We start from the raw sequence: 14,921 nt of genomic DNA, 5'->3' as shown, positions 1-14,921 counted from the left end.
TAGGGTGGGCAAAGGCGCCCTTGCGCCGTGCCCACCATCTTTCAAGCGATGCAACAAGAATGGTGGGCACGTTTCGCTTTGCCCACCCTACGAGACTTCAGCTTGCCGCAGGCAGCGCACTATCCGCTGAAGCCCCCCATGGCCGCTCGGCTGACGCAAGCCCGATCAAGCGGCCCTGGATGTAGTCGCAGCCCCAGTCGCGCAGCATGTTTGCAGCCTCTTCGTCCTGCACCCATTCGGCGACGGTCTTGATGTCGAGGCGGCGGGCGAGGTCGATCAGGGTCTGCACGAAGGCGCGGTCGTCGGCGGAATGGGTGATGTTCTGCACGAAGGCACCGTCGATCTTCACGATGTCCACACCGAGCTTGCGCAGGTTTCGGAACGAGGTGTAGCCGGCACCGAAATCGTCGATGGCGATGCGGCTGCCGAAATGCTTGAGACGGCCAACGAAAGCGCGAACGTCATCGATGTCCTGGATCGCGACGGTTTCGGTGATCTCGACGATCAGCCGCTCGGCAACACCAGGATGGGCCTGCATCAGCGATTCGATTCCCGCCCACCAGTCCGGATCCATGGTGGTATCAGGCGAGATATTGAGGCTGAGGCAGATGTCGGGCGCCGCCGCGAGCTCGGCGACCACGAGCTCGAGCACGCGATGATCGACCAGGCGTATCAGGCCGAGCCGTTCGGCGACCGGCACGATGTCGGGCGCGAGCAGCACCTGGCCGTCGCCCTGGTCCATCCGCACCAGGCATTCGTGGAACGCGCGCTCGCGCGAGGCGGCCGACACCACCGGCTCATAGGCGAGCTTGATGCGGCGCTCGTTCAGCGCGGTGACGATCTCGTCGGTGACGCGGATGTTGACGCGGCGCTGCGCGTCGCGCGTGGCATCCGGGCGCCATGCCGCGAACGAGCCGACGCGGCGGCGCTTGGCAGCATCCAGCGTCTCATGGGCACGATTGACGGCCTCGTCGGTGTTGCGGGCATAGCGCGGCACGCTGACCGCGCCGATCGACGCGGTGACCGAGACCGGACCGGATTTGGTCGGCACCACCTCGTCGCGGATGCCGGCAAGGAAACGCTCGGCGGCGACATTCATGTCGTCGACGGTGCAGTTCTTCAGGATCAGGCCGAACTTGTTGCCGGAAAAGCGCCCGAGCACGTCGCCACCGCGCAGGCGCGCGCGGATGCGCTTGGCGATGTCGAGGATCACGGCGTCGGCAACGTCGAAGCCGAAGGCGTCGTTGACGCGGGCGAGATGGTCGATACCAACCAGCATGAAGGCCGCCGTCGAGCGGAAGCGTGTCGTCTCCTCGATCGCCTCGGCCAGCGCCGCGATCAGGTACGACCGGTTGAGCTCGCCGGTCAGCGGATCAAGCCGGGCCAGCTTGGTCAGCTCCTCGTCGCGGGCGTGGCGTTCATTGTTGATGCGGACGGAGCCGATCGCACGCGTGGGGCGGCCGTCGGGGCCCGCGAACCAGCGGCCGGTCTCCTCGATCCAGATCACGGGATCGGCGGCGCTCATGCGGACGCCGTACTCGACCCGGTAGGGCGTGCCGTCCGCACCATGCACGGCATAAGTTTGCGCCAGCGCGGCGGTCCGCACCGATGGCGCGGGTTCGATCAGCTTGGCAAATTCGGCGCCGGTCGCCAGTCGCTCGGCGGGAATGCCGGAAAAGACGCTGGCGACCTGATCACCCCAGACCATCGCATCACTGCCGATGTCCCAGGCGAACACGGCCTGGCCGAGGGCGGCCAGAATGTCGGAGGCTTGCGGTAATGCGGGGGTCAAAATCGCCTCGTTTCGGGACAGCAGGGGAGTCCTGAGCCGGCACAGGATAGAGCCAGATTCGCCTCCGACCCTAGGCAAAGTTGATAAACAATTTGGAAACCACGTTCCCAAACTACCGAGGAACCGATTAGGCTCGGGCGGCATAGGCCTTGCGAGACCATCATATGCACCGGCGCCAATGTCCCAAAACGCGCCAGTTCAACCTGATGAACGGTGTTGCGATGGCGACCGCGGATGGAATGGAAGAGGCAAAGCGGCAGGCCGGCACGGCCCTGGTGCCGTTGATGCCGACGTTGCAGTGGGTTCACAAGGCGCCGATGCCGCGCCCTGATCCGAGCTTCGTCGCCCAGCTCATCGCCAATGCCGAGCACCTGCCCCAGGGGAGCCGGTTGCGCCGTGCCTCTTCCGAAGACGCACAGATGGCCTATGGCAGCAAGCACCCGCTGCAAAGCGTCAGCGCACGCACACGGCAGGTGGCCTGATCAGCGCGGCGGCGTGTCCGGCGAGGACGGCGTGCCATTGCCCGGCTGAAGATGTGGCGAGGGAATTTCCGGCGAGGGCGCGCCCTGCACGGGCTTGGGCGCAGGATGATCCATCAGCACGGATTCGGCGACAGATTGCGCCGAAGGTGCGGGAGGCTCCACCGGCGCCGGCTGCGGCGCAATCACCGGCTCGAACTTGCGCTCGGACGCCACATCCTCGCCCGACGCTTCGTTCTGGCGCTTGGCCTTGCGCGGCGGCGCCACCGTCGTCTCGGCGACATAGGTGACGCGACGACGCGTGCGCTGGGCGATGCCAGCGAAGAAATCGGCCATCGCAAGCAGCACCAACAGGAAATAGGTCGAGTTGCCGAATTTGGGCCACATCACGAACTCGGCCGCCGCCGCGGCGAAGATGATCAGCGACAGCAGATGATCCATCAGGAACTTCGAGCCGGGCCGCGCGCCCTTGACCACTTCGAGCAGCAGCAGCACCACGCCGAGCGCGAGCAGGAGATCGGCCAGCGTAACCGGCCAGGCCTCGCCGGACACCATCGGCACCCTGAACAGCACGTCCGTAAAGGAAACGGTCGGCATCAGGAAGGCGATGATGTTGTAGACCGCGAGCGGAATCAGGAGCAGCGGGAAACCGACCATCGGCAAAACGCCTTCTCGATCAAGATGTCCGGACAGAACAATGCAGCGGCGAAGCATTTGCTCCGCCGCCGTCACCGTCTATCTCATGGATGGGCCGAAATCAGGCAGGCTAAATCATCCTGCCCAAAGAAAGGTCCTGAGGCTCAGGACTCTTTCTTCTTCAGGACCTGCCGGCCCTTGTACATGCCGGTCTTGAGGTCGAGATGGTGCGGACGACGGAGCTCGCCTGAGTCCTTGTCTTCCACATAGGTCGGCTTCTTGATGGCGTCTGCCGAGCGGCGCATGCCACGGCGCGACGGCGAGGTTTTTCTTCTCGGAACGGCCATTTCAATATCCTCTAGGGATTGGTGTTGTCAGGGCATCGTCCGGGAGGGACGGCTCAGCACCCGCAATACGAGGCGAGCTGAATGCCGATCAAGGCCGGGCTTATAGAGGAAGGCTGGCCGTAAAGCTAGGCTCTTGGGCCGGAAAATACGCCCGGATTGGGCCCGAAATCAGCGATTTTCCCGCCAGCAGGTCGCAAGTGAGCCCGCCTGCCCCCGCGCCATATAGGTCGCGGCCAGCCGCCGGACGCCCGGGCCGGGGGTTTTGGCGCTGCGTTTGACTGGATTCGGCAGGATTGAGGCCAGAAGGGCGGCTTCCCGGGGGGAAAGGCTGGCGGCCGACCTGCCGAAGGCATAAGCGCTGGCCGCCTCGACGCCAAATTGTCCCTGTGGACCGAGCTCGGCGATGTTGAGGTAAATCTCCAGGATCCGCGGCTTGGGCAGGACCAAATCAATCCAGAGCGCCAGCGGGAATTCCAACGCCTTGCGGACGAAATCCCGCCCCTGCCAGAGGAACAGGTTTTTTGCGACCTGCTGGGTGATGGTGGAAGCACCCCGGAACGGCGTGCCGTCCTCCTGCGCGTCGTCTATCGCCTCGCGCAACGCGCCCCAATCGATCCCATGATGCTTGCAGAAATGCGCATCCTCGGCCGCCACCACCGAGCGCGGCAGTGAGGGCGACATCGCCGCCAGATCGATCCATTCCCGCTGCATCGGCGCGCCGCGAAGAGAGCGCCATGCCATCAGCGTCGAAACGGGATGGCCGGTGCGATACAACGGCGCGATCACATAGGGCGCGAGAGCTGCGACCACGAGCACCAGGAGAAGGATTTTGACGATGCGCAAATCAACCTTTCCGGCGCAAAATGAAACGCAGCCACGGACCCTGCCATTAAGTCTGTGATAATTCGGGCGTTTTCCAGCACTTTTTAGGCCTTCCAAACGATTGACTGGGGCGGTCTCATAAAGGATTGTCCGGCCGAATTTTAGTTCTGGAGCCCTTCTTGATGACCGGCACGTCCCCGTCCGATTTCGCCAAGCGTCTGGACAAGACCGCTGATGACACCGAGGCCTTGCTCGGGCGCCTGTTGTCGGACGACATCCTGCACGATGAGATCGCCCGGCCCAAGCGACTGATGGACGCAATGCGCTATTCGAGCCTGAACGGCGGCAAACGCCTGCGGCCGTTCCTGGTGGTCGAGAGCGCCGCCGTGTTCGATGTACCGCGCGAGGCGGCACTGCTCGCCGGTGCGGCGCTGGAATGCATTCACTGCTATTCGCTGATCCATGACGATCTGCCGGCGATGGACAATTCGGATCTGCGCCGCGGCCGCCCCACCCTGCACAAGAAGACCGATGACGCCACCGCGATCCTCGCCGGCGACGGCCTGTTGACGCTCGCCTTCGACATCATCACCCGCGACGAGATCCACCGCGACGCCAATGTGCGCCTGCTGCTGACGCGTGCACTGGCGCGCTGCGCCGGCATCGGCGGCATGGTCGGCGGCCAGATCCTCGACCTCGCCGGCGAAGGTCGCTTTGGCGGCAACGAGCCAATCGACGTCGCGCGTATTCAGCAGATGAAGACCGGCGCGCTGCTGCGCTACGGCTGCATCGCCGGCGCGATCCTCGGCCAGGCCTCGCAAAAGGAATATCAGGCGCTCGACGATTACGGGCGCGCGCTCGGCGAAGCGTTCCAGATCGCCGACGATCTGCTCGACGTCGAGGGCGATGCGACAGCGCTCGGCAAGCCGGCCGGCGCCGATGCCGCACTCGGCAAGACCACCTTCGTCACCCAGCTCGGCATCGAAGGTGCCAAGCAGCGCGTGCGCGATCTGCTCGCGCGGGCCGACAGCGCGGTGTCGATCTTCGGCGATCGCGCCGCCGTGCTGCAGGCAGCGGCGCGGTTTGTCGCCGAACGGAAGAGCTGACGCGCGTCGATGGCGGCCGGCGGCAAAGAAGATCCCGCCCTCGTCCGCTTCTGGCAGATGTCGCGGCCGATGCGGCTGCTTTATGCTCGGCCGCGAACGTTCATCGCGCTCGCGGCTGGCGTCCTGGTCTGCCTGCTGCTGCCGGGGTCGCACCGGCTGGTGACCCGGCTGTTGTTCGGCTGGGACGCGCTGATCACGGTTTATCTCGTGCTGGTCTACGCAATGATGCTTTGCAACGACCATCACCACATCCGGCGCGCAGCCGCGATGCAGGACGACGGCCGCTTCGTGATCCTGCTGGTGACGGCGACGGGAGCGTTCGCCAGCATCGCCGCAATCCTCTCCGAGCTCGGCACACCACATCGGGGCGTGTTGGAGCTGACCATCGCAATCAGCACCATTGCGCTATCGTGGGCCGCCGTACACACGACGTTCGCGCTGCACTACGCCCATGATTATTATCGGCATGCCACACCTGGCGGCCTTCAGTTTCCGAGCCGCGACAAGGAAGACCAGGCCGACTATTGGGACTTCGTCTATTTCTCGTTCGTGATCGGCATGACCGCGCAGGTCTCCGACGTCGGCATCACCGACAAGACGATCCGCCGCACCGCGACGGCGCACGGCATCGTCTCATTCATCTACAATACGGCGTTGCTGGCGCTGACGGTGAACATCGCGGCAAGCGCGATCTCAAATTGACATCGTCCCGGCTTGGCCCGGACGATGTCAATTGTCAGTGACAAACCTCCGCGTTGGCGTCGTTGCCGGGGCCGCCACCGCCGCGATATTCGAGATGGCAGCCGCGGCTGACAGGACGGCACCCAGTGTTGTTGCAGAACATCTGCCCGCCGGCCGAGGGACGGCTAGCCCCAGCGGCGGCAGCAATGCCGGCCGCGGCACCATAACCACCCGCCGCGCCAGCAGCCGCGCCGCCGGCCTGACGACGCTGCCGCGCGGGACGCTCATCGCCGTCGTCGCGCTTGGCAGTCGCGGGTTTGGCCGGCTTGGCCGCACGCTGCTTTTCGCACTCATTGTCGTCGTTGACGGCATACCCCTCGCGGCAGACGATCTTGCTACACTTGTCGCCGTCGGCCTTAAAACCGTGCTCGCAAACCAGCGGGCAGACGCGCGACGACTTGGCCTTGACCGTATCCAGCGCATCAGTGCTTGCCATCTTCACGTCGAGCTTGGTGCCGGCATAGCGGTTGAACTGCGACAGCGAGCGCCGCGATGACGTATTCCAGTTGCCGTCGGCGGCACCCGAGAAACAGCCGACGCGGCCAAGCTCCGTCTGCACCGAGCGGCTGAGATCGGCCGGCGCGGTCGCAGGCGTCAGCGCCGCAACGTTGGTGCCGGCGGGGCTCGCCGTGCTGGCCGGCGCCGCGCTCGGGGCCGCGGCGGCGAGATTGACGCGCTGCTGCTCGGCCGCGGCCGCCTGCTGCTGCGCCTGCTCCTTGGCCTTCTGCGCGGCAAGCTGCGCCTGCTCGGCGGCTTTCGCATCGGCTGCGGCTTTGGCCTGCGCATCCTTCTGCGCGCCGAGCGCGGCGAGACGATCACGCTCGGCCTCGGCCTGCTTCGCCTTCGCGGTCGCCGCTGCGTGGGCCTGCTCGGCACCGATCTTCTCGACCTGGAGCTTGGCAAGGCTCGCATAGAAGCCATCGGGGTGCTGGGCGAGGAAGGCATCCCACGCCGCCTTGTTGCCAACCTGGAGCGCGAGTTCATAGTCGCGGCGGATATCGGCCTGCGGGTTCGCCACGGGTGCTACGGGTGCTGCAACCGCCACCTTGACCGGCACGAGCGGCATGTCTTCGCCGCCGAGCGAGCCGTAAACGAACGGCTCCTGCTTGTTACCGGTCGACTTGAGCACGTCGTCGCGCACGAAGCCGAAGGCGCGGCGCACGTCGAGGCCCGGCGTCGTCAGATGCTTCGACAGCGCGACTGTAAAGGGACTATTGGCGCCGTCGCCGTCCTGGGCCGTGAAGCCGGCCTTTGCCGAATAGGCGATCAGTGTGTTGGGGCTGGTCGGCTCGACCTGAGCCAGGCCACGGCCGATGCCGCGCGAGGCCACCGTGCGCTTCATCCTCTTGCCGAACGGATTGTCGCGGCAGGCATCCAGGATCACAAGACGAAGCTGCTTTGCCGGCTCGACCGCGACCAGGACGCGGTCGAGCGAAAGGGCCTCGTCATAAACGTCGGTATCGCGCTCGAGCTTGGCGTCGACAGGGATCAGATAATTCGAGCCCTCGACCTCGATGCCGTGACCGGCATAGTAGACCACGGCGATGTCGGCACTGCGGGTCGCGTCGGCAAAATCGCGCAGCACGCGCCGTGTATCCAGGGCCGATAGGTCGCGCCGGTAATCGACGATATCGAAACCGGCCTCTTTGAGCGTCTTCGCCATCACCGCGCCGTCGTTGACGGGGTTGGCGAGCGCCGGCGCGTGCTGATAGGCCGAGTTGGCAAGCACCAGCGCGACGCGGTTGCCGGCGAGAGCGGGTTCAGTGCCGAACAGCAGCGCTGCGGCGAGGAGAAGCGGGCATAGTCTGAGCAGATTGCGCATGACACGACTTCCGAAGTTCGGGCCGTTTCGAGCCCCTTGGGACCGCTTTAGCAGGATCTGGCGCAGGCGCTTGTGATGGAGGTCACGAAGGCCGCGCTGGCGACAGTCGGAAAGCCCCCCTTTGTTTGTCGCGCCAGCGCGGTCACGGTTCGCCCCCAAGCTGGTGTCGACCGAGTTCCCTTAGGCATCACCGATATGCCCCCGATATTGCGGCAGATTGTCCGTAATTTCGTGCCAGGGCGCCTTCGAGGCCACGAAAATGTGGGCGCTTGGCCGGATCGAGGGAGCGTCGACCAGGGTTCCCATGGCGACATGGACCCATTGTCCGTCACGCACCCGGGAATAAAGCAGCGAGCCGCATCGCCCACAATGGGCGTCATGGCTGGTGTCGTCGCCGAATATCATCCGCTGGTCCTCGCCCTGGACAATGCGGAGCTTGTCCTGCGCGATGCCGGCGAACGGCTTGAAGGCGGAGCCGGTGGTGCGCCGGCAGTTCGAGCAGTGGCAGTTCATCGCATAGGAGAACGCGTCGGCCACCTCGAAGCGGACGGTGCGGCAGTAGCATTCGCCGATCAGGATACGAGCGTTCGAAGTTTCTGATCCGGTCATTCCAGCGTCCCTGCGCAATTGGCGAGAGACACCCATAGCGCATTTCGATGTGTACGACTAAGTTCGCCCCAAGCCATCATGCAAAAGGATGACCCATGAGCCAGAACCGTTCGAGCGTCGAAGCCGTCGTGCAATCCTATTTTGACGGGCTCTACGAGGGCGACGCTGAAAAGCTCGGCGCCATCTTCCATCCCTCCGCGGATTTGCGCTGGGTCGAGAAGGGTGAATTGCAGGTGCTGACCGTGCCGGACTGGCTCGACCGCGTCCGCAAACGCCCATCCGGCAAGGCGGAAGGCAAGCCGCGTGAGGATTTCATCGTCACCATCGACCGCTCGGACGACAAGACCGCCTTCATCAAGGTCCGGTGCCAACTACCCCCGCGTTTCTTCACCGATTATCTGGTGGCGATGAAGCTCGCCGACGGCTGGCAGATCGTGTCGAAATCGTATCGGTACGACCTGAGGGAGTGAGGAGGCTCGACCTCCCGCTGCCCAATATCTGCCGCGCTCACCCCCCATTCTCCGTCATTGCGAGGAGCTCTTGCGACGAAGCAATCCAGAATCCCTCCGCGGAGACAGACTGGATTGCTTCGTCGCTTCGCTCCCCGCAATGACGACGCGGATGCAGCATCCGCATATTTCCTGCCTCCAGTCGCCTGAAAGTCCCCATGCTTCTCGATCGCCGCTCCCTGCTAGCCTCACTCGGCTGGATGGCCGCGTATCCCGCATTCGCCGCGGAGGCGCCGCCAGAATTCGAAGCATATGAACGCGAGAGCGCCGGGCGGATTGGGGTCTATGCGGAAAATCTGGTCACCGGCGCCAAGCTCACCTGGCGCGCCGACGAGCGCTTCGTCATGTGTTCGACATTCAAAGCCTCGCTCGCGGCCTGCGTGCTGGCGCGGGTCGATCGCGGCGAGGATCAGCTTGCGGCCATGATCCCCTACGGCAAGGCCGACCTGCTCGACTACGCGCCGGTCGCCAAGCAAAATCTCGCGGCCGGCGCGATGTCGGTCGCCGACATGTGCAAGGCGATCGTCGAGCTCAGCGACAACACCTGCGCCAATTTGCTGCTGGCGCGGATCGGCGGCCCTGCCGCGCTCACTGCATTCTGGCGATCGCTGGGCGATGCCACCTCGCGGCTCGACCACAACGAGCCCGAACTCAATCGCTCCCCGCCCGGAGATCCCCGGGACACCACGACGCCGGCGGCGATGGCCGGGAACTTGCGCCGTCTGGTGACGGGCGAAGCGCTGCCTCCGGCCTCTCGCGCGCAGCTCATCGAATGGATGGTGAATTGCAAGACCGGCGCCAACCGGCTGCGCGGCGGCCTGCCCGCAAGTTGGAAGATTGGCGACAAGACCGGCTACAATGGCAAGGACGCAGCGGGCGACATCGCGGTAGCCTGGTCGAAGCCCGACACGCCCATCCTTATCGCTGCCTATGTCCAAGGCGGCACGCCGACGGCAGCGCAGATCGAGGTCGCGTTCGCGCGAATCGGGCGGATGGTGGCTGAGCGGTTGGCGTAAGCCGCACGCATTGACGCAGGTTCAAGACAGACCATCATGGAAGCGAAGTTTCAGACCTTTCTCATCCTGCTGGCCGTATTGGCGGGCGTGGCGCTCGCCGCACGCCGCTTCAACGTTGCCCCTGCTATCCTGCTGATGCTGGCCGGCGTCGGCCTCGCCTTCGTGCCGGGCATGCCGTCGGTGGAACTGCCGCCGGAGCTGGTGCTGCTGTTGGTGCTGCCGCCGCTGATCTACTCGGCGAGCGTTGCCATGAGCTGGCGCGAATTCAGAAAAAATCTGCGCCCGATCGTGCTGCTCGCGGTCGGCGCGGTGATCTTCACCGCGGCGATGGTGGCGGCCGCCACGCATTACTTGATCGGCCTGCCCTGGACCATCGGCTTCCTGCTTGGGGCCATCGTCGCGCCGCCCGACGTGGTGGCGCCGCTCGCGATCGCGCGCCGGCTCAACTTGCCGCGGCGGCTCGTGGTCATCCTCGAGGGCGAAGGGCTCGCCAACGACGCCACCGCGCTGACCCTCTACCGCTTCGCGCTGGCCGCGATCATGGTCGGGCATTTCTCCCTGCCGCTCGCGGCCGGCGAGTTCCTGCTGATCGTCGCCAGCGAGATCGCCTTCGGCATCGGCGTCGGTTGGCTCTCCCTGCGCTTTCGCAAATGGTCCGGGGATCCGCAGGTCGAGCTGACGCTGTCGCTGATCACGCCCTACGTGTCCTACTGGCTGCCCGAGCATGTCGGCGGCTCCGGCGTGATCGCCACCGTCGCCTGCGGCCTCTATGTGAGCTGGAACGGCCCGTTGCTGATCTCGTCGGCGACGCGCCTGCAGGGCATCTTCTTCTGGGACCTCGTGATCTACCTGATCGAGGGCGTGCTGTTCCTGCTCACCGGCTTCCAGATGCGCGCGCTCTACGAGAAGTCGAAGGCGTTCCCGCTCGACGACATCCTGATCGCGACCGCATTGGTCCTGATGATCGTCGTGATCGCGCGCTTCGCCTGGCTCTATCCCGCAACCTATCTGCCGCGGATGCTCAGCAAATCGTTGCGCGAACGCGATCCGTCGCCACCCTGGCAATGGCCGTTCGTGCTCGCCTTCACCGGCGTGCGCGGCGCGGTGTCGCTCGCAGCGGCGCTGGCGCTGCCGTTCACGCTACCTGATGGCGAGGCGTTCCCATATCGTGACCTGATCCTGTTCGTCGCCTTCGGCGTCATCTTCGTCACGCTGATCGGCGTCGGCCTGACGCTGCCGCCGGTGGTGCGGTGGCTCGGCGTCGCCGATGCCGGCCGAAACGAGCATGCCGCCGAGCACGAAGCCGAGATCGCCGCGCGCCGTCAGGCCCTGGACGCCGCACTAAGGTCGCTCGACGCAATGACCGCGGAACAGGAAGTCTCCGAAGAGGTGATGCGGCTTCTGCGTGCGCGTCACGAGATCCGCGTCAACCAGCTTCCGGATTCGCTCGATCCCACCCGCCACGACGTCTCCGCCGCCGGCACCATGCTGACCCGCAACCTGATCGCCGCCGAACGAAAATTCATCCACGATCTCCTGCGCGATGGCCAGATCACCGACGAGACGCGGCGGCGGATCGAGCGCGATCTGGATCTGGAGGAGGCGAGCCTGGCGAACCGGGAGTATCGGGGCGTGCCGCTGTAGCCTCCTCGTCATGGCGAGCCAAATGTCAAACGACTACCGCCTTGCGCAAAATTCCCTGATTGCCGCGGCCACAGCCCCCGCGACCGTCTCATGCCGCTCCGGCGAGTTCATCGCCATTTCCTCGTCGCGGTTGATGATGGAGCCGGCTTCGAGCAGCACTGCGGCACTGCTTGTCCGCGAGAGAACCACGAGTCCGTCATAACGGTAGACGCCGAAATCCTTGTCGAGCAACTGGCGCCGGTAACGGCCCATCACCGGCAAGGTGTATTGGCTGGCATAGTGCAGGCCCTGCTCTTTCAACTGCCGGCCGATCATCCGGGCCAGCATCAGACTGGTGGCGAAGTGCGGATTGTGCTGCGACACGAACAGCGAGTGGCCTGAGAAGCGATCGCTGAAATAGCTCTTCGCCCCATCGAATTCCCAGGTCTCGAGCAGCTTGTCTGGCACCGAATCGTGGTGAATCGACAGGAAGAGATCGGCCCGCCCGTCATTCGCGGCACTGACCCGCTTGAACAGGCTCGGCCGCGCCTTGCCGTCCGTGACGAGCAGCCGGGTTGCGGCAAAGCCTTCGGACTTGAGTCTCGCCGTGATCAGTCTTGCGAGACGGACGTTGAAGCCGAACTCCGGATCATTGCGCGCGCTCAGCGCGCCATAGGAGTCCGGGGTGTGCCCGACATCCACGACGATCCGGAATTTGGGCATCTCACATCTGGCCGGTACCTGCGGCTTGGCCTTGGGTCTTGCAATCTTTCGCGCGGTCACGGCCTGGCTGCTGCCAACAATCGCAAGCGACGATAGCAGGATCGACGCAACCAGCCCGACGATGATGCTGCGCGGTTGCCTCAAGCGTCACTCCGCTGCCGCGATTCTGGGGCGGCCGACGAAGCCCGCGACATCACCGAAGCGCTCCAACATTACTGCGGGCAGGTCCTTGGACTTGCTGGTCACGCAGGCACCGGAGCGCACCGCATAGCGGTCCTGATGTACGACCTGCGGCGGCGGCTCGCCCTGCTGGAGCGCCCGCGCCAGACCCATCACGACCTTGCGGAAATGCATGATGCCGAGATCGGTCGGCCCGAGATGCTCGCGGGTGCGGTCGGCGATCGGCCCCTGGCTATCCTGCACGGCGGCGTCCTGCTCGGAGACGCCCTTGATGCCGGTGTAGCTTCGGGTCTTCTGGAGCTTTCGGTCGATCAGATAATCGTTGCCCTTGTGACGCAGCGGCACGTAATTGTCGTCGACCTCCGCGATCACGCCGTTGCCGCGGTCATAGGCGTCGCGCTCTCCTTGCGTCAGCGGCCGCTCCGGATTCCAGACATAGGTATAGATCCAGCAATTGGTGTCGGTCACCGGCACGAAAGTCTGCCCGAAGATGTTCTCGCCCGGCATCGCGCTCGGCGCGTAAGCGTGGAACGGCATCAGGAACTGCGCGATGCGCCAGTAGATGTTGTCGCCGCCGGTCAGCCGACCGCCGGCAATGGTCAGCCCGGCCTCGTGCGGACTGATCTTGATCACTGGGCGCGGATCCTCCGCGATCCAGCGCATGTGATCGCTCGACATCCGCGCGATGGGATTCACAAAGTGCTTCTTGATATCCAAAATCTCGTTCTCCTCCTTGTCGAAGGAGAGATGGGCAAAGGTGAAATGCGCGGTGTCGATCGAGCCTTCCAGCGCCTGCACCCAGTTGCAGTCCTGCCATTTCTTGCTGACGTAGCGATGCGAGGCCGGCAACAGTGCCATTTCGAGGTCGGGCAGCTCAGGCATGACGTCGGCGGGACCCATATAGGCCCAGATCATCTCGCCCCATTCGCGCGCCGGATAGGACTTGATGCGAATGAGATCCTTGGCGTTGAGATCGGGATAGGAGGTCGGCATGTCGACGCAGCGACCTTCGGTGTCGAACTTCCAGCCGTGATAGACGCAGCGAATGCCGCATTCTTCGTTGCGACCAAGCCAGAGATTGGCGCCGCGATGCGGGCAATATTGGTCGATGATTCCGACTACGCCTCGGGAGTCGCGGAAGGCGAGCAGCTCCTCGCCGAGCACAATGATCTTCTTCGGCTCGCCGTCGGGCTCGGGGAGTTCTTCGCAGAGAGCCACGGGAATCCAGAACCGGCGCAACAATTCGCCCATGCCCGTTCCAGGGCCGGCCTCGGTCAGGAATTTGTTATCCTCGGCGCGGAGCATTGCGATCCTCCCGATTTTTTCGGGAAGTTTGGCGCGAGAGTGCGGGGACGTCAACGCGGGAGCTGCACGGATTCTGCCGTAGGGTGGGCAAAGGCGCTCTTGCGCCGTGCACCACCATCCTTCCGCGATCATAACAGAAGTGGTGGGCACGCTGCGCTTTGCCCACCCTACGGCACCTCGCCTAAACCGGCCTTTCCCCCTTCACCGTCACGCGCGTGCCCGATCGCGTGTGCGGCCAGTAGTCCCACATCGCGCGGTGCTGGGTGCAACGGTTGTCCCAGAAGGCGATGGCGTTCTCGGTCCAGCGGAAGCGGCACTGGAACAGCGGGTTTTCGGCGTGCTGGTAGAGATAGGCTAGCATCGCATCACTCTCGTCGCGCGGAATGCCGTTGATGTAGCGGGTGAAGCCGCGGTTGACGTAGAGCGCCTTCTTGCCCGTGACCGGGTGCGTGCGCACGACAGGGTGCTCCGCGTGCGGATAGCTCGGCCTGTCCGCGACGCCATAGTTCGCATAAAGGCCTCGATAGATCGGCTCGCCGTCATGCAGCGCGGTGAGGCCGTCGAGATAGGCCTTCATGCGGTCCGACAATGCCTCGTAGGCCGCGTACATGTTGGCGAACAGCGTGTCACCGCCGCGCGGCGGACACTGCTTGATGTAGAGGATCGAGCCCATCGGCGGCTCGAGATCGCAGGACACGTCCGAGTGCCAACCCTCGCCGTTCGCGCGCGGCGAATTCTTGTCGGCGTAGATCTTCATCAGCGCGGGATCTTCGTCCTCATGCGGCGCGGCGGGATGAAAATGCAGCTCGCCGAACTTGCGGCCGAAGGCGAGATGCTGCTGCGGCGTGATGTGCTGGTCGCGGAAGAAGATGACGAGGTTTTCGGCGAGCGCGCGATGGATCTCATCCATCTGCCGGGTGGAGCGGGCGTCATCGGAGACCAGGCTGCCGAGGTCGACGCCGGTGATTTCCGCGCCGATGATGGGGGTGAGCTTTTCGACCGCGACGGTCTCATACGGTGCGCCGTCTTCGGCCGTGTGGCGATAGCGCGGGCCCTGCTTGCCGGCGAGTGAGCTCATGGCGTGTCTCCCGATCATTCTTGATTGGGGACATCGTAGATGGGGTAACGGGCCGGCCGCCCGCTCGCTACGGCGCGATTTGGAAGCGCGCTCGCGAGCGGCCTGTTGGTTGGAAGGCGGTCGTCCCTCAAAC

General features: G+C 64.7%; 15 protein-coding genes. 6 read left to right on the top strand and 9 right to left on the bottom strand.

Going from position 1 to position 14,921, the window contains the following annotated elements; translation table 11 throughout:
- Positions 1–97: 97 nt before the first annotated feature.
- Positions 98–1,792, bottom strand: a complete 1,695-nt coding sequence (locus tag IVA81_RS29225; protein WP_247324388.1) for a bifunctional diguanylate cyclase/phosphodiesterase — start codon at positions 1,790–1,792, stop codon at positions 98–100.
- A 206-nt stretch (positions 1,793–1,998) separates the two neighbouring features.
- Here IVA81_RS29225 and IVA81_RS29220 point away from each other — a divergent pair, with 206 nt between their 5' ends.
- The gene (locus IVA81_RS29220; protein WP_247324387.1) at positions 1,999–2,274 is read left to right on the top strand and encodes a hypothetical protein; all 276 of its coding nucleotides are present in this window, start codon (positions 1,999–2,001) and stop codon (positions 2,272–2,274) included.
- Here the strand turns inward: IVA81_RS29220 and IVA81_RS29215 are convergent, their stop codons facing one another.
- The 3 genes from IVA81_RS29215 to mtgA all read right to left on the bottom strand — a co-directional run bounded on the left by IVA81_RS29215 (position 2,275) and on the right by mtgA (position 4,097).
- Positions 2,275–2,928, bottom strand: a complete 654-nt coding sequence (locus IVA81_RS29215; protein WP_247324381.1) for a hypothetical protein — start codon at positions 2,926–2,928, stop codon at positions 2,275–2,277.
- A 143-nt stretch (positions 2,929–3,071) separates the two neighbouring features.
- Complete coding sequence (gene rpmF, locus IVA81_RS29210; RefSeq protein WP_007598106.1) at positions 3,072–3,254, bottom strand: 50S ribosomal protein L32; 183 nt, start codon at positions 3,252–3,254, stop codon at positions 3,072–3,074.
- A 168-nt stretch (positions 3,255–3,422) separates the two neighbouring features.
- Positions 3,423–4,097 (bottom strand): monofunctional biosynthetic peptidoglycan transglycosylase, encoded by a 675-nt coding sequence (gene mtgA, locus IVA81_RS29205; RefSeq protein ID WP_247324665.1) that lies wholly within the window; start codon positions 4,095–4,097, stop codon positions 3,423–3,425.
- A 161-nt stretch (positions 4,098–4,258) separates the two neighbouring features.
- Here mtgA and IVA81_RS29200 point away from each other — a divergent pair, with 161 nt between their 5' ends.
- Together IVA81_RS29200 and IVA81_RS29195 are read left to right on the top strand one after the other, a co-directional pair.
- Positions 4,259–5,182, top strand: coding sequence for a polyprenyl synthetase family protein (locus IVA81_RS29200; protein ID WP_247324378.1), 924 nt, complete (start codon positions 4,259–4,261; stop codon positions 5,180–5,182).
- 9 nt (positions 5,183–5,191) lie between these two features.
- Positions 5,192–5,884, top strand: a complete 693-nt coding sequence (locus IVA81_RS29195; RefSeq protein WP_247324377.1) for a DUF1345 domain-containing protein — start codon at positions 5,192–5,194, stop codon at positions 5,882–5,884.
- Between the two features lie 34 nt (positions 5,885–5,918).
- Here IVA81_RS29195 and IVA81_RS29190 read toward each other — a convergent pair whose 3' ends face one another.
- Together IVA81_RS29190 and IVA81_RS29185 are read right to left on the bottom strand one after the other, a co-directional pair.
- Complete coding sequence (locus IVA81_RS29190) at positions 5,919–7,745, bottom strand: caspase family protein (RefSeq protein ID WP_247324376.1); 1,827 nt, start codon at positions 7,743–7,745, stop codon at positions 5,919–5,921.
- Between the two features lie 180 nt (positions 7,746–7,925).
- Positions 7,926–8,354, bottom strand: a complete 429-nt coding sequence (locus IVA81_RS29185) for a GFA family protein (protein WP_247324375.1) — start codon at positions 8,352–8,354, stop codon at positions 7,926–7,928.
- A 95-nt stretch (positions 8,355–8,449) separates the two neighbouring features.
- On the opposite strand from IVA81_RS29185, the gene IVA81_RS29180 reads away from it, so the two are divergent.
- From IVA81_RS29180 to IVA81_RS29170, 3 genes are all read left to right on the top strand, one after another.
- Positions 8,450–8,824, top strand: coding sequence for a nuclear transport factor 2 family protein (locus IVA81_RS29180; RefSeq protein ID WP_007598116.1), 375 nt, complete (start codon positions 8,450–8,452; stop codon positions 8,822–8,824).
- A gap of 197 nt (positions 8,825–9,021) precedes the next feature.
- The gene (bla, locus tag IVA81_RS29175; RefSeq protein ID WP_247324374.1) at positions 9,022–9,879 is read left to right on the top strand and encodes a class A beta-lactamase; all 858 of its coding nucleotides are present in this window, start codon (positions 9,022–9,024) and stop codon (positions 9,877–9,879) included.
- Between the two features lie 36 nt (positions 9,880–9,915).
- Positions 9,916–11,523 (top strand): Na+/H+ antiporter, encoded by a 1,608-nt coding sequence (locus IVA81_RS29170; RefSeq protein WP_247324373.1) that lies wholly within the window; start codon positions 9,916–9,918, stop codon positions 11,521–11,523.
- Between the two features lie 33 nt (positions 11,524–11,556).
- On the opposite strand, the gene IVA81_RS29165 is transcribed toward IVA81_RS29170, so the two are convergent.
- From IVA81_RS29165 to IVA81_RS29155, 3 genes are all read right to left on the bottom strand, one after another.
- Positions 11,557–12,369, bottom strand: a complete 813-nt coding sequence (locus tag IVA81_RS29165; RefSeq protein ID WP_247324372.1) for an N-acetylmuramoyl-L-alanine amidase — start codon at positions 12,367–12,369, stop codon at positions 11,557–11,559.
- A 3-nt stretch (positions 12,370–12,372) separates the two neighbouring features.
- The gene (locus IVA81_RS29160) at positions 12,373–13,710 is read right to left on the bottom strand and encodes a Rieske 2Fe-2S domain-containing protein (protein ID WP_247324371.1); all 1,338 of its coding nucleotides are present in this window, start codon (positions 13,708–13,710) and stop codon (positions 12,373–12,375) included.
- A gap of 181 nt (positions 13,711–13,891) precedes the next feature.
- Positions 13,892–14,788 carry a TauD/TfdA family dioxygenase gene (locus IVA81_RS29155; protein ID WP_247324370.1) on the bottom strand — a complete coding sequence of 299 codons (897 nt, stop codon included), beginning with the start codon at positions 14,786–14,788 and terminating at the stop codon, positions 13,892–13,894.
- Positions 14,789–14,921: the final 133 nt, after the last annotated feature.

This window comes from Bradyrhizobium sp. 141, from assembly GCF_023074055.1.
GTDB lineage: Bacteria > Pseudomonadota > Alphaproteobacteria > Rhizobiales > Xanthobacteraceae > Bradyrhizobium.
Note: the sequence above shows the minus strand (reverse complement) of the source record. Positions and strands in the feature narration are given on the sequence as shown.

What these genes read in the sequence shown, in the direction of transcription:
- IVA81_RS29185 (WP_247324375.1), bottom strand. Translation starts at nt 8,354, where the DNA reads ATGACCGGATCAGAAACTTCGAACGCTCGTATCCTGATCGGCGAATGC.
- IVA81_RS29215 (WP_247324381.1), bottom strand. Translation starts at nt 2,928, where the DNA reads ATGGTCGGTTTCCCGCTGCTCCTGATTCCGCTCGCGGTCTACAACATC.
- bla (WP_247324374.1), top strand. Translation starts at nt 9,022, where the DNA reads ATGCTTCTCGATCGCCGCTCCCTGCTAGCCTCACTCGGCTGGATGGCC.
- rpmF (WP_007598106.1), bottom strand. Translation starts at nt 3,254, where the DNA reads ATGGCCGTTCCGAGAAGAAAAACCTCGCCGTCGCGCCGTGGCATGCGC.
- IVA81_RS29155 (WP_247324370.1), bottom strand. Translation starts at nt 14,788, where the DNA reads ATGAGCTCACTCGCCGGCAAGCAGGGCCCGCGCTATCGCCACACGGCC.
- IVA81_RS29160 (WP_247324371.1), bottom strand. Translation starts at nt 13,710, where the DNA reads ATGCTCCGCGCCGAGGATAACAAATTCCTGACCGAGGCCGGCCCTGGA.
- IVA81_RS29220 (WP_247324387.1), top strand. Translation starts at nt 1,999, where the DNA reads ATGAACGGTGTTGCGATGGCGACCGCGGATGGAATGGAAGAGGCAAAG.
- IVA81_RS29200 (WP_247324378.1), top strand. Translation starts at nt 4,259, where the DNA reads ATGACCGGCACGTCCCCGTCCGATTTCGCCAAGCGTCTGGACAAGACC.
- IVA81_RS29170 (WP_247324373.1), top strand. Translation starts at nt 9,916, where the DNA reads ATGGAAGCGAAGTTTCAGACCTTTCTCATCCTGCTGGCCGTATTGGCG.
- IVA81_RS29180 (WP_007598116.1), top strand. Translation starts at nt 8,450, where the DNA reads ATGAGCCAGAACCGTTCGAGCGTCGAAGCCGTCGTGCAATCCTATTTT.
- IVA81_RS29195 (WP_247324377.1), top strand. Translation starts at nt 5,192, where the DNA reads ATGGCGGCCGGCGGCAAAGAAGATCCCGCCCTCGTCCGCTTCTGGCAG.
- IVA81_RS29190 (WP_247324376.1), bottom strand. Translation starts at nt 7,745, where the DNA reads ATGCGCAATCTGCTCAGACTATGCCCGCTTCTCCTCGCCGCAGCGCTG.